We start from the raw sequence: 16,112 nt of genomic DNA, 5'->3' as shown, positions 1-16,112 counted from the left end.
CTCTACAATACAATCAGATCTATCTCTTCCGTCATGGTTGAGAAGAAATCGTCGATCTCATTTTCTGGACGCAGAGAGACTTCACTCAGTGCTTCATTAAAACCAGGCAGTTTGCGAACTCCAGGATCCAGTGTTTCCTGCATCACGCCCTCAGCTTCGTGATCGACACCGAGAATGTGCCCCAGTTCGTGCAATATTACAGTCCAGAGATCAATCTGATTTGCAGCCGGTCCATCTTCTAACGCTATTAAAGTTAAATCACTGGAATATTCAAATTCGGAGTGATCGAACGGAGTCGCGTCGATAAACCATCCATATCCTGCCGCATTCACATCAATGTAAATCGTGTTGGCAAGAGCATGTCCGAGGGCATCTCCCTGCAGGTCCACAACCTTGATACTAACCTGCTCCACTGTTTCCTGCTGAACTGGGTCGAGTTGTGGCTGAATCTGATCCACGATCGAATTCAGTGTATTCTCGGCAGCTGATTGAGTTACTGTTTCAGGATCTGGCTTCGCTTCAGTCAGAGGATTAACGAGTAGTTTTTGATTCCAGGTATTGGGATAATTGGCAGGATAGTTAACACTGTTATTGTCATTTTTTCTTATGCCGTAATTGCCGACCAGCATAATTAGATCGCGATAATTGACCTTGTCGTCCTGATTCAGATCGGAGATCCAGGCAACTTGTGAATCAGACTCGCTGGGCATGTGACCATAAACGCTAACCATTAGAATCAGGTCTCGGTAGTTGATAATATCATCGTCATTGAAGTCAAACGGGTTGGCCCAGATACCGGTTTGAGAAGAGGGCGCGACTGAAGTATTGACGGGAACGCCTCCACTCAAGGACACCTCCTGAGAGCTGATTTCAAATCCCAGGTTATAGGGACCGATACTTTTACCGTTCAGGTCGACGCTCACCTGATCCGTTGTCAGTGGCTCAAATTTCAGCCGGGCAAAAAGCAGAAATCGCTCTGAACCGAGATGGTCTGCATTCGTTTCCGCATAGATCCCCGAGACAATTCCCGCCTGATCATCAATGCTTGCTGACTGATTGCTGCTGAAACCGTCTCCGAACTCAATTTCTGTGGCGGAAGTCAAAGCCGTCTCATAACGCAAATCCAATCCAGCCGAGAAAATACCCTGGTTTGCTGGTGCGCTGGTATCAATCCATAATTCTACCCAATAGGTATCCCACTCCCTGAGGTGAGTTAAATGTGGAGGTAATGCGTCCGCTTCTCCGGAGAATTCTGTAACGGTAGGTGTATCGACGACGCGAAGTTGAAGCTCAGCAGAGGCACTTGCGTCATCAATGATGGTTACTTCACCCAGACTGTCTTCTAACAGGATGCTGAAACCATTAGCATGGAGTTGCGAAAGCTGTACCTGAAAGGTTTCGTCATTTTCGTAATATTCTGAGTCGATGATTGAAACACTAATCGTTTTTAGCTGTTCCCCGGAAAGAAAAGTCAATGTGCCTGTAGTATCAAGATAATCAGAAGTACTGAGGGCTGTCAGATCACTGAGTGTGTAATCGAGACTGAAGGTACCTGCAACTGCGTGATCCAGTGTTACTGTCAGAGTGGCCATTCCCGCATCTTCAAAAACAGTGATATCATTAATGGACACCTTTGCCTGACTGTCATCCTGAATAGTGACCTGCCCCTGCGAGTCGGCAATGACAACATCCAGATTGCCGCTTTCCAGATTGGTGAGGTTGACCAGGAATGTTTCGTCCAGTTCGATTAAATCCGACTTGGTGAGGGAAACGGTAATAGTTTTCGTCTGCTCATTTGGATTTAAAGTGAGTGTGCCCGAAGTGGCCTGATAGTCGTCCGGATCACCGGCGGTCTGGTCAACTGTTGTGTAGTCAAAGCTGATAGTATCTGTCACCTCTCGGTCCATGGAAATGGTGAGCGTGGCGGTACCGTCACCTTCATTTACGATAACATCGTTGATTGAGATTTGGGCCTGATCATCGTCGAGAATCCAGACGTTCATGGAGTTATCTTCGAGGGAGACATCTCGACCATTGGCCTCAAGGGTGCCAATCGAAAATTCAAACCGTTCATCCCGTTCTACAAGATCCGAATCAACGATTGGAATGGAAATCGTTTTTTGCTGTTCACCGGGATTGAAGATCAAAGTGCCATATGAACTTAGAAAGTCATCTCTATCATCGGTCGTCACATCTTGTGCAATGTAGAAGACAGAAACCGTAGTGTCTACCGCCTTGTCCAGAGATACAGTGACCAAAGCATTTCCGACATCTTCTCTTACATAGAGATCATCCAGGACAAATCTGGCCTGATCATCATTGAGTATCGAAACCTCACCCTGGAAGTCACCCAGAATGACATTACTGTCGCTGGTCTGCAGGTTGGATAGATTGATGAAAAAAGTTTCGTCGAGCTCAACCAGATCGGAATCAATAATTGAAATATCTATGGTCTGCAACTGGACTCCAGGATCGAAAGTCAGAGTGCCGTTAACACTGGTGTAATCGGAGGCGGAGTCTGCAGTCTGATCGGCGGTCGCATATTCGACACTTACTGAACTACTAAGGGGCTGAGACAGGTAGACCGTGACTCTCGCGAGGCCGGAGCCTTCATTGATACTGATGTCGTCAATCCAGAGTGTAGCCTGATCATCATTCTGAATGGTCACTGTTGCCTGCGGATCAGAAATCTGAGCATGGCCTGTCACATTCAGTAATTCAATGCCGAATGTTTCGTCACTTTCCAGCAATGTATCGCCATAAACGCGGATGGAGATTGTCTGAGTCTGACTGGAAGCGTCCGGATCGCTATCAAAAGTAATCGTGCCAGTTGTGCTTTCATAGTCACCATCTACGACTGTGGCAGTGCCATCAACGGTACGGAAATCGACGGTTGCTCCGTAAATCAGATCACCTGGTTTTGTGGCGGTACGTGTGACACTGGCTGTGATCAGACGGGAACCATCGTTTTCCTCACTGACGCTGACATCCTCAATCGTAATGTCAGGGTTTTGGGGAAGCCCATAAACATAGACTGAACCAGCATTGAGGGCACCGTCATTATCGTACTGGGCACCAATAAAAATGGTATCATCGGCAATAGCAAAATGACGGCCGAACTGATCCCCGGTTTCTGCATCAGGGGAGCTGATTTTCTGCTGTTCGACCCAGGTCTGATTCTCCCGTTTAAAAAGATAGAGCGCACCATTGTTTGATGGTCCAGTTGGGTCAGCACCACTGTTGATCAAGATCTGCCCCTCCTTGATTTTAACATCTGCTCCGAAGAAGGCATTCTGAGTGGCGTCTGATGCTCTCAGTGTCTGGATCGGATTCCATGCACCACTCTCGAGGTCATGTCGGTAAAGTATGGCCTTACCGGCACTTGCGAGCTGATTCGTACTGGATGTCGCCCCCACCAGCAGTAGTTCACCTGCCAGGCTGACTGAAGAGCCGAATGATCCCAGATTGCTGGGAGACGTATCTTTCAATTTCAGAGTTTGTGTCCAGGAACCCGCCTGCTCGGAGAAGATGTAGACGGCACCACTGCGGTACTGCGTTTCTGAATCGAAGCGGGCACCGATGACAATTGTCGAATTTTCGATGTCAATCGCATTTCCGAAGTTTGCTGATTCGGCAGGATCGTCAGCCACAAGCTTGGCTGTCTTCGTCCAAACTCCATCGGTTCTCTGAAAAACATAGGCAGAGCCGGTATAGTTTTCTGTGGCTCTGGCTCCGACAACGATTGTGTCACCTTCGATGACAACGACATCACCGAAGAAATGGCTGTCAATCGTATCATTCACATTCAGTTCCTGCTGTAAAGTCCAGCTGCCGTTGGAACGGGTATAGACATATACCGAGCCCATGTCCTCAGCGATTCCGTCACCCAGGGGAGCTGAGACAACAGCAGTGTCACCACTGATAGCGACTGACCAGCCAAAGCGATCCGGAATATTGTCTGCATCAGGGGCCAACAGGGTGTCCTGGTAATTCCAGGTATCATCTCCCGTATATTCGGGAGTTCCCTGATCGTTTCTGACATAAATAAATGCACTGCCCTGGCCGGCATAAGTCGCATTCCAGAACAGAGCACTGGAAATCATCGTATCGCCATCAACAGCAACGCCGTAGCTGAACTGATCATTCAAATCCTGAGTTCCGACAGGATACAGTTTATGCTTGAATTCATAATCCCCGAGATCGTCGTCTTTGAGTGTGACGGCAGCCCGATCATCTGGGATGACTACATTCAGTCCGCCCGCCTGCAGGTTACTAAGTTGCACATCAAATGTTTCCGGGAGTTCTACCTGGGCGCTATCGACCAGATCGATTTCTATCGTCTGATGCATCGTCCCTGGAGCAAAGGAGAGAATGCCAGTCTGGCTGAGATAGTCGTTCGGGGAGGTAGCACTCTGATCGATGGTGCTGAAATCCACAGTGACGGTACTGTCAACCGGCTTGTCGAGGGAGACCGTCATAAGTACTTTTCCGGCTGCTTCATTGACGATCAGATCCTGTAGTGAAAGTGTAGCCTGATCATCATCCACGATCGTGACGACTCCCTGATTACCAGCAAAGACAACGTCGGCTCCCGACTGAAGCTGGCTCAAATTTACCAGTAGTGTTTCATCTGCTTCGATCAGGTCAGAATCAATGAGGTTGACCGTAATCGTTTTCGTTGTTTCACCGACGTTGAAGGTGAGGGTGCCGCTAATGTTGAGATAATCAGTACCGTCTGAGGCGGTCTGGTCTGAAGTGGCGTAGTCAACCACCACAGTTGTTTCCACAATCTGATTAAGAGAGACGGTCAACCGGGCGGTCCCCGCATTTTCGTCGACAGACACATCCTCAATCGAAAGTGCGGCCTGATCATTATCCTGGATACTGATTTCCCCCAGTGGGTCAACCAGAAATACCGAGGTTCCTGCTCCCTGCAGGTTGGACAGTTGAACCTGCAGGGTTTCGGCCGACTCGACGTAATCTGTATCCAGGATGGAGACCTGGATCGTTTTGGAAACATCACCCGGATTGAAGGTTAGCGTACCACTACTTTCGAGATAGTCAGAATTCACAATCGCGGTGCCGTCGTTTGTCTGGTAGTCGATCGAAAAAGCAATGTCCAGGGCCTTTTCCAGAGTCACAATCAGAGTAGCTGTCCCGGTAGCTTCGTTGACTTCGGCATCACTAATAGACAGGTTTGCATAATCGTCATCGAGAATCGTGATTTCTGCCTGATCTGTGATGAGATCGACTGGTGAGCCATTCGTTTGCAGGTTGGTGAGTTTGACGAAAAATGACTCTGACTCTGGCAATTCGCCGATGGTGTCATTCAGGATTGTCAGAGTGATGGTTTGTGTGGTCTCGCCTGGATCGAATGTCAGTGTTCCTGATTTAGCAGAATAGTCTGAATCGACCAGAGCCGTACCCTCAAGCGTTTCAAAATCGACCGTGATGCTGGTCAGCAGAGTCTGATCCAATGAGATGGTCAGCAAGGCCGTCCCGGCATCTTCATCGACGGAGATATCCTGGATAGAGAGGCTGGCCCGGTCGTCGTCCTGAATAGTGACCACTGCCTGGGTATCGGGGAGGCTCACATCCAGACCCGCTACCTGTAAATTGGACAAATTAACCAGGAAGTTCTCGTCGGTTTCGACCAGATCCGAATCGATCAGTGTGATTGCAATCGTCTGTGTGGTGTCACCTGGGTTAAAAGTCAGGGTGCCTGATCGGGACTGGTAGTCAGAACCACTGGAGGCAGAATCGTCAGCGGTGGCGTAATCAATGGAAATTGCCTTTGATGCTGCATGATCAAGAGAGACTGTTAATAACGCGATGCCTGCCGCTTCATCGACCGTGATATCATTAATGGAGAGGAACCCCGGATCATTGTCCTCGATCGTGACCACAGCCTGGCTGTCAGCCAGCGTGGGCTGGAACCCGGCGGACTGCGGGTCGTACAGATTGACTAGGAACGTTTCGTCCAATTCAGTCATATCAGAGTCATTGATTGTGATCTGGATGGACTGCGTGGTTTCACCGGGATCGAATGTCAGGGTACCTGTGTTGGACTGGTAGTCGGAACCACTGGAGGCGGAGCCGTCTGCGGTTGCATAATTGACAGTCAGAGCTGAAGTGAGTGCCTGATTGAGCGTCACGATGATGGTTGCGGTGCCCGCGTCTTCATCGACTGTGATATCATTGAACGACAAAGTCGGTTGATTGGCATCGACAATCGTCACCTGAGCCTGGCTGTCTGTGAGAACCACTCCCGGGATGGAGGTCTGCAGATTAAAGAGGTTCACCAGAAACGTTTTATTGGCTTCGATCTGGCTGGGGTTCAAGACGGGTATGGAAATTGTTTTTGATGTCTCGCCCGCGCTGAATGTCAGTGTGCCTGTTATTGCCTGGTAGTCGACAGTATTGAAGGCTGTCTGATCGACGGTGGTGAAGTCGATGGAGACCGGGACATCAATTTGTTTGTTTAATGAGACCGTTACATTCGCAGTCTGCGCATCGCTGTGGACAGTCAGATCATCGATAGTGATATGAACCTGATCGTCGTTTTCGATGGTCACTTTCGCTTTCCGTTTCCTTAACAAAACGGGAACCGAAGGATCCGAGAGCGAAACAAAGAAGTACTCATCCGATTCTGGATTGGTATCTCCAGTGATGTTGATCAGGATAGTTTTCGTGTACGAGGAAGCACCGGAACTGGTGTCGAAAGAGAGGGTGCCTGTTTGGGACTGGTAATCGTTGTCGGCGGTGGTTGCTGTACCATCAGAGGTCGCGAAGGCTAACGAAACATTATTCCCGGGAAATAGATCGAGGCTGCTACCTGTGAGGGTGACGGTTAACTGTAGCGACTGAGTACCAGCATTGCCTTCCACAATAGAGGCATCCTCAATCGAAATTTCAGGAAGCGGGCGCCGATTGATTACATACACTTCTCCGATGGCGCGAGGACTCCCGGTCGATGCATAACTGACGATATTATTTCCACTGACAGCAAATTCGGAGGCAAAGAATGAGCGGTACTCTCTCGCGTCGGGATTTAAGGAGAGTCTGGTTCCGTTCAGACTGTCCCAGCCAGATGATCCGTCATAGATATAGAGCCCTGCCCGGGATCCAGTAGAACCATTGCCGACAACCAGCGTTTGCCCGGAGAGGTCAATGTGATCTCCATAGTAAAGCGTAAGGTTTGTCTCGCTGGCGCTAAAAGTAGTTTGCACAGGCTGATCCCAGCCGGTACTGCTATCGAGTAGATACACGACTCCGTTTGGGGTTGAAACATCGTCATATTTAGCAGCAACGGCTACCAGGTCACCTTCAATGGAGACTGCTTTCCCCAGGCGCTCATAGGTCAGCGGCTCATTAATCGTCAACCTGCGCTGCGTGGCTGTTGTTCTCCAGCTGGTACTTCCCTTTTCGAACAGGTAGACGGCACCTGTGTCCCCTTTTTCCGGAGCGCCAACGATGATACGGTCCCCGTCGATATCGATGCTCTGACCAAAATAGTCTCCGTATGAGCCGTCATCGGCGTAGAGAACTGTTTCCACGGGGCTCAAAGTGGACCAGTCTGATCCGCGTTTGGTATAGACGGAAATCACACCCGAATTAGAAAAGTTGCCGGTCGCCTTTGGTTGACCGATGACAATCGTGTCTCCACTGACGGCCAGGGTGAATCCGTCACTGTTTTTATAATTGTATTTCGACAGTAGCGGACTGACTTTGGGGGGAAGCAGCGTCCAGTCAGCTCCGTTGCGTTCGTAGATATAAACTTCATAATTCCCTGAAGTCAGTCTCGCACCAATCAGAATCGTTCCATCGTCGATGGCGACTCCGAGTCCAAATCCAGTGACTGCAGAGGGATCGGGAGGCAGCAGGCTCCTGACAAAATCCCAGGTATCATCGCTGTCGACATCGGGAGTTCCCTGGTCGTTCCGGGAATAGAGATAGACTATTCCATCGGGAGCAAGGGATGAATCAGTGCCCGCCGCCGAGACGACCATATAGTCACCGTCGATGGCGATGTGGTTTCCGAAAAGATCATCGCCATTATGTGATGGCTGATTTTCACCTGGGAGCAGTTCATCGGACTGGGCCCAATTGTTACTGCCTGTTTTTTCGTAGGTAATAATCGAACCGCTGTTGCTGCTGACGGAATCGTCTCCCGGCGCACCAATGACGATAGTGCTGCCGGAAGTAGCCACTCCAAAACCGAATTTGGTGTTTGAACCGACTCCATGTGAGATGACCTGATCAAGCGTGGCACTGTACCAGGATGATGTGGTTTTATGATAAATATAGGTTTTCGAGTCGCCAGTGGCCCCCAAGATGTCGCCAGTGGCCCCCACGATCAGTCTGTCTGCAGTCAGTGCCAGATCACTGCCAAACTCATCATACTGAATTCCAGAATAAAATTTCACTTCAGTGGGGTCGAGAGTACTCCAGTCTGTTCCATTCCGGGTGAAAATCTGAACGGAACCGATAGCATAGCTGTTACTGTCTTTCTTAACACTGCTGATTGCCACGTCCACGCCATTCGTAGCCACCTTGGAGCCGAATCTGCCGAGTTCTGTGCCGTTTCTCGGGAGGAGTTTGGCAATGGTCGGAGACAAGGTGGACCAGTCGGCACCATTTTTGGTGACGACATAAGCGGCACCACTCCAATATCCATTCGGGCCTGCATACCTGGCGCCGACCACGATCAGGTCTCCGTGGATAGCCACGGCATTCCCAAAAGCATCTGATGAATGCAGATCAGACGGCTTTATCTCCGAGATTTTCGGGGCCGCCCAGGTCTCTCCCTGTTTTTCCAGAATGTAAGCTGCGCCGCTGTTCACAGTGCCGGTCCTGCCGCCTTCGGCTCCCACCACAATCGCATCTTCGTAAATGGCGACGGCGCTGCCGAACTGGGCGGTATTGTACAAGTCCTGGATGGTGACCGATTCCACCTGTGGGGGCTGAGAAGTCCAGTCACTTCCCGATCTGGTGAAGATGTACACGGTTCCCGCAGATTCGTGTTTGGCTCCCACGACAATGGTATCGCCCGACATGGAAATGGAACTCCCGAAGGAGAAATGATTTTCCTGAAACGGATCTGGGGTGAGTGCCGTCTGGAAGTCCCAGGTATCATCGGTCTTATCAGTGGCGGTTCCGTTTTGATTCCGGGTGTAGACATACACGGCCCCTGGACCAGAATCGGGATATATCGTCGTGCTCGACAGCAGGAGATCTGGAACTCCCACCACCATTGTATCTCCGTCGATGGCGACAATGCGTCCGAAATAATCTTGGGAGTGATTGGCATTAGCCGGATCGGCAGACAGGCGCTGCTGTAAAACAAAATCACTGTCATCACTGATTTTCAAGGGGGGCGTATCATCGTCTTCGATTTTTACAAATGCCTGGTCATCCTCGAATTCGATCAGATAATCTAAAGACTGAATGTTCTCGAGTGAAACCAGAAAGATTTCATCCGGTTCGATCACGTCATCATTGACGAGGGGGATCGTAATGACTTTTGTTGTTTGTTGGGAAGCAAAGAAGAGAGTGCCTGATGTTTCAGTATAGTCACTTGTGGGAAGCGCAGTATGTGAATCTGTATGGAAGTCGACACTGAAGGGGCTGTCGATCGCCTGGTTAAGGGAGACATACAGGGTCGCCGTTCCCTCGGCTTCATCGACCATGACATTGTCAATCGACAACCTGAGCGCAATGGAATCGATGATGGTGACCTCGGCCTGGCTGTCTGCGATCGTGACGATCATGCCGTTCGACTGCAGATGGCCCAACTTCACCAGAAACGATTGGTATGCTTCCAGGGGGGTCGAATTGACAATCGGGACGGTAATCGTTTTCACCTGCTCGCCGGCGTGGAATTGCAGCGTGCCTGTGGTCTCTACATAATCGTCTGAACTGGTTGCAGACTGATCAGCGGTTGCAAAATCCACAAACACATCTCCATCGACCGGGGCACTCAAGGTGACCTGCAACACAGCGGTACCTGCGTCTTCGTTGACTGTAATATCATCGACCGAGATCGTGGCCTGGTCATTGTCCCGAATCGTGACCCGGGCCTGACTGTCCAGTACACCCACATTGAGTGAGCCGTCCTGCAGATTGAACAGGTTAACCAGAAACGATTCATCAACCTCCACAAGATTATCATTGGTCAGAATGATCTCAATCGTCTTCGTAGTTTCTCCGGCTGCAAATGTCACGAGGCCGGTGGAAGATTCAAAATCGGTTGTTGAATGGGCGGAATCGTCGGCGGTGGCATATTCGATGCTCACTGCTTCTGCCTGGGCCTTCGACAGGTTGACCGCGAGTGTAGCGGTGCCCGCACCTTCATTGATCGAGAGATCGCTGATCGTCAGTCGCGGCCGGGTTTTTTCCAGAATCGTAACCAGTGCCTGATCGTCATTCATCAGGACCTGATAGACTCCCGACTGAATGTTGTCCAGAAAGACAAAAAATGTTTCGTCGTCTTCGACGATTGCCGAATCGAAAATGGGGATGGTGATCGTTTGGGAAGTTTCCAGGGGATTAAACGTGACCGTACCGGACCGGGCCAGATAGTCATTTGAGGAGACAGCCGTGCCATTGGCCGTGATATAATCGACCGACACAGTCGTAGGAATGGCTGAACTGAGCGAGACATGCAGCGTGGCGGTTCCCGCGTCTTCATTCACAGCCAGATCATCGATTGACAGGAGCGGGATGATTGTCTGGTCATCATCCTGGATGGAAATCTCGCCCTGGCTGTCACTGAATGCGACATTTGCTCCCTCTGACTGGATATGGCTCAGGTTCACGTAGAACGATTCTTCCGCTTCCACCTGACTGTTATTCACAATCGGGATTGTGATGGCCTGTGATTGCGTACCCGCGGTAAACGTAATTGTGCCCGATAAGCTGATGTAATCAGCTGTGGCATAGGCGGTGCGGTTGGCAGTCGAATAATCGATATTGACCGTGGCATTGACCGGCTTATCCAGTGAGACGTAAATCGTTGCCGTACCGTCATTTTCATGGACGCTGATGTCGTCGATCCGTACCAGTGACTGGTCGTCCTCGATAATGGTTATCGTTGCTGTTCTTTCCAGTAATCGAGCACTCCCCAGTGAATTTGAAAGCGTGACCAGGATCGTTTCATTTTTTTCAACAAATGTATCGCCGAAAATTTGAATTGTGAAAGTTTTTGTTTGTGAAAGAGCATCGGAGTCACTTTCAAAAGTCAAAGTCCCCGAATTTCCCAGATAGTCCCCCGTCGTAATTTTGGCATCACCATCCATCGTGGCGAAGTTGACCTGCGCAGGGATACTCAAGTCGCCAGGAGTTGTACTGGTGCGAGTGACCTCGATCGTCACGTATTTCGAACCCGTATCACCTTCTGTAAAACTCATGTTGTCAATGGAGATAATCGGGAGGTCTGTCGGGCGGTAGACGTAAATGGCCCCTGCCGCTTCAGCCTGTTCACTGTCTCTCATTGCATTGATCATGATCAAATCATTGGAAATTACTGAATCTCGACCATAATACGAAAATGCGTCGATATCTATATCTCCCAGACGATCTACCTGAATCCAGGTCTCTCCCCCTTTTCTGAAAACATAAGTTGCACCATTATAGGTTCCGGTAAGATAAGCCGGGTCTCTTTGTGAATTGACCAGGATTAAATCATCCTGAATATCGACATTGAGTCCGATTCCTAAACTAGCTTGAAAATCGTCAGGCAGGATTGTCAGCATCTGGGTTTCCTGCCAGACATCATCGACCCTGGTAAACACAAACGCGGCACCAATATTTTCCAGCTGGCCGAGCTCAGGATGTAACACATCTTGAGAGTCTGCACCAATAACCAGATTGTTCCCATCCAGCGCCACACTGCTTCCGAAGTTTGCGAGATCCTGTATCGAACTGGCATGTAACTTTTGGACTTCGATCCAGTTCCCATCCTGGAGTTCATACACATAAACAGCACCACTGGCGTAATGCGTTTGATCATTTGAATCAGAATCTGCACCTACAACCAGAATTGAACCTTCAACATCTATCGAAGATCCGAAGTGTTTTTGTTGTTCAGGATCGGAGGCAGTGAGTCTGACAGATTCTGACCAGGTGTTTCCAGAGCGGGTAAAAATATAGACTGCCCCCTGTTCTTGAGTAGAATAGGGATCATAATAACCCGAGAGATTTTCTCCACTCGCAGTTTCGACACCGACGAAAATAGTGTCGTTTTCTACCACCAGTGTAGTACCGAATCTGGAATATTCCTCGGGATCTGACGCTTTAAGTTTCTGCTGGAAAGTCCAGACATTATTTGAACGTGTATAGACATAAATGGCACCGCTGTTTTCGGCCCCTTCATCATCGAGGTAATCCGTGACAACAGCAATGTCACCAGCAATGGAAACGGTAAATCCAAATCCATCTGTTGTATAGCCGGCTGGAGGCAATAATGTCGCTTGATAACCCCAAGTGTCATCTGAAAAAACAGCAGGGGTTCCCTGGTCGTTCCGAGTATAGATAAAGGCAGCGCCTGCATTCTCTCCCGCTTCATCCCAGCCTCTACTACTGACAATCATAGTGTCATTATCGACAGCAAATGATCTTCCATATTCATCATAGGAATTGGATATTCCCGGCGTAAAGAGTTTTGACTGCAGTTCAAACTGATGAACAAAATCATCATCCGGTTCAATTGTGACGACTCCGAGATCGTCAGCAATGAAAACATCGTAAGTGTTAAACTGAAGACCAGTCAGTTGAACCTGAAAAGACTCTTCCGATTCATATAGTTCATCATCAGTAATATTAAAGGAGAGAGTTTTTGACTGTTCTCCGTTATCAAAGTTAATAAATCCAACCTTACCACCGAAATCATCGTTGGTTGCTGTGTCTGCAACAGTCGCATAAAATACTCTAACAAAATTATCTACAGGCTTATCAATTGAAACAGTCACTTCAACTGTCCCGGCAGCTTCATTGACGGTCACGTCGTTAATCGAAATCCGTGCCTGGTCGTCATTCGCAATCCGTAGATCCCTGGTCGACGAACTGATCGTTGTACCCGAGCTATTATTCGAAAGGATACCCTTAAATTTTTCTTCTTCTTCGACCAGAAGATCTCCATTGATGATCACCTCCACGGTCTGGGTCTGTTTCAGGGATGATGAATCTGCTCCAAAAGTGACTGTGGTCGAGACCGGAACGTAGTCACCCTCTCCGGACAGGGCTGTGTCGTCTTGTGTATGGAAATTGACAGAAGCGACTGAATTGAGGCTTCCGGCATAACTGCCTTCTCTCGTAATAGTGAAGGTAGCAATTGTGTCTCCTGAATCGCCTTCATCAATCCTGAAATCAGCACTGATAGAAAACTCCGAAGTCAGCAGCGTCCGATCTTCCAGCACTTCTGTTTGAGTGATGGATTCCCGGGTCGACAGCGCGTGTGACAGGGAGGCGGCGGACAGACAACGCAACCTTCGTTGCTGTGATGTTTTTCGTTTGCGTAAGGGGCGACAACGGTTTGAGATCGACCTAAGCCAGTTCGTCAGGAGCATGATGCAAAAGACCTTTAGCCAGACTGAGCAGGTTCAGTTTGATTATCGAATTCAGTGATTTCAAAGATTGAAATTTAAGGTTGGATTGAGTTGAGAATTGGATTGGGTTGAGTGTTCGCGTACAGCATCTATACAAAATTACTATTGAACACAACGGTACCAGAGTAATGACTGTAAATCCAGTTAATTAATTAAGAATCAACAGGAATTGGCATTTTACAAAAGAGAGGAAATGCCACGCATTTATGGTTGGTCTCGGGGAGATAAGTGTGTAGATCCGACTGAGACTTTCGAAAATGTATTTCTGGTGATCGAGACGTCTTTCCAACAGCCTTGTCATGGTGACATCTCCCCGCAAAAGGTCATTGTCTCAAGACATGACCTGATCACTGGTTCAAACGATTGTAGAACCAGGAAGTGACAAAGTGATAGAGATACTGACCGATCGAGTAATTGTTCGGTTGGCAGGTAACGTCCAGGCGCTGTCCTGCCCACAGTTCTTTGGAATTGCCTTCTGCAATGGATAGAATGAGATTGAAGTGAGGTTCGAGCAACTCGTAATCGGATTCTGAATCTTCGGAAGAAACAGGTTTGACCGGCAGTTCACCGCCATAAGCGGCTGCCAGTGCTGGTTGATTTAAGGTCACAGTGGCGCGGGGAATCACTTTTTTCACTGGGCAGGGCAGCAGTGATTTCTGGAGGACATGGACCAGCACCTTCTGCTCCGGCGCATTCATAAAATGATCCAGATCATACTGTGAAACAATAACGTGCAGTTCCTTCTGACTGTCATCACCAATGGTAATGATCGTCTCCCCCTGCCTGACAAAAGTGCCGCGTTTCGATTTGAGGTTCCGCGTTAAGACGCGGCCATTGATTTCGGATCGAACCGTCAGCTGTTCAAAGAGGTTCTGCTTTTCCTTGAGTCTGGTCTGCAATTCTCTCAGGGTTTCCTGTTCGACCTGCTGATCGGCAATCTGTCGTTTCTGTTCGTGCTGATGGACGCGTAATTCCGATTGCTGAATCTCAATTTTAAGCTTCGCAATTTCGACTTCCAGTTCTCGATTTTGTAACTGGATGAGCAACTGACCCTCCTGGACTTGCTCGCCACTCTCCACATATATCTCTTGAACAAATCCGGGAAGCTCCGCGTGCTTAATACACAAAGGAGCAAATTCCACAATCGCAGGTGCATGGAATTTTCCAAACCAGGGAACATCCAGCAGTATGAGAACAGTCAGCGACAGCGTTGTTCCCGAAACCAGTATGAATCTGATGCGATTAGGAACTTCGCCGGCATTTCCCAGGAGGATATATTTTGCGCAGCGGCAAACGGGTTGAATCACCCAGAGCCCGATCGCAAAGAGAGAGAGAATAAGGCCGGCCCCCTCGAATAACGTTGCGGCTGTCACAATCAGACTGATACAGACAATGAAACGCCAGAGAAACGATGCGATTCCAAAGGTGGCTATGATCAACCGGATGCGCAAAGACCAGTCAGGGAGCATTGTCTCGACGCCCAGGAAAATCCGTTTCAACCACTGCCGTAACCAGAGTTGTCCGTTTGTGTAAAGATTAGGAATACCGAGAAGATCTACCAGAATGTAATAACCATCAAATTTCATCAAAGGGTTCAGATTAAACAGCAGGCTTGTGACGCTCGCCGTGAAAACAATATTAAAACAGACATGATTCAGCCATGCCTGTGTCGACTGCCCCCAGAGACAGGCAGCGATCGCCGCGATCCCCAGTTCGATATACAGTCCCGCAGCAGCGACGCGGATTCGTGCCCATCGAGAAGGAAAACTCCAGCTGGAGGTCACATCAACATAAGGGAGCGGTGCAAACAGAACAAACAGGAAACCCGCTTCGCGAACGGTCCCGTTATTTCTTTTACAGACGATCGCATGCGCAGACTCGTGGCACAATTTGAGAATCACCCAGCAAACCGCCAGCCAGAACCAGTTGTCGGTAGAGAGAATCGTCTTTGATGAATCATAGAATTCAGTGTAATGCAGGCCGATGCGAAATAGAGCCCACACCAGCAGTAATCCCCAGACGAGAACTGCCGGCATTGAAAACAGCCAGTCCCAGATCCGTTCCATCCGGGAGAATAAACGGTTCGGATTGCCGATCGGACAGCGAATCACGATCAGATTCCATTTGGAAAAGAACGAAGCCGCTTTGTTGTTATTGTCATTCTGAGGGCGGAGACGTTCGTCCTGGCTGTTGATCAGATCGCTTCGAAATGCCCATTGGCAGAGGCTCACGATGTCAGTCTGTGACAATTGATGAAAGGGGAGCGCCGTTGAGAGTCTGCTATAACATTCCTGTACCGTGGACCGTCCGTCGAGCAGTCTCAGGAACGTATACTCCGTCGATCCGACTCGGTGATAACGCGAATGCAGCGAATCATTTACCGTATAGTAATCCTCTCCATTCGCATGCTGAAATGTGAATGTAAGATCCTCTCGCAATTTGAAATAGCTACTGAAAAATTCGCGGATACTTAAATCAGCATTCATGATCTACCTGAAACATGAGATA

2 protein-coding genes are annotated in these 16,112 nt (G+C 49.0%); both read right to left on the bottom strand.

Features of this window, described 5'->3' with window-relative positions; all coding sequences use genetic code 11:
• Positions 1-2: 2 nt before the first annotated feature.
• Complete coding sequence (locus ACN0YN_RS18050) at positions 3-13,565, bottom strand: Calx-beta domain-containing protein (RefSeq protein WP_417386428.1); 13,563 nt, start codon at positions 13,563-13,565, stop codon at positions 3-5.
• A gap of 386 nt (positions 13,566-13,951) precedes the next feature.
• Positions 13,952-16,090 (bottom strand): HlyD family efflux transporter periplasmic adaptor subunit, encoded by a 2,139-nt coding sequence (locus tag ACN0YN_RS18045; RefSeq protein ID WP_417386427.1) that lies wholly within the window; start codon positions 16,088-16,090, stop codon positions 13,952-13,954.
• Positions 16,091-16,112 lie beyond the last annotated feature (22 nt).

Origin of the sequence: Gimesia sp. (assembly GCF_048260065.1) — a bacterium.
Classification (GTDB): Bacteria; Planctomycetota; Planctomycetia; order Planctomycetales; family Planctomycetaceae; genus Gimesia.
Note: the sequence above shows the minus strand (reverse complement) of the source record. Positions and strands in the feature narration are given on the sequence as shown.

What these genes read in the sequence shown, in the direction of transcription:
- ACN0YN_RS18050 (WP_417386428.1), bottom strand. Translation starts at nt 13,565, where the DNA reads ATGCTCCTGACGAACTGGCTTAGGTCGATCTCAAACCGTTGTCGCCCC.
- ACN0YN_RS18045 (WP_417386427.1), bottom strand. Translation starts at nt 16,090, where the DNA reads ATGAATGCTGATTTAAGTATCCGCGAATTTTTCAGTAGCTATTTCAAA.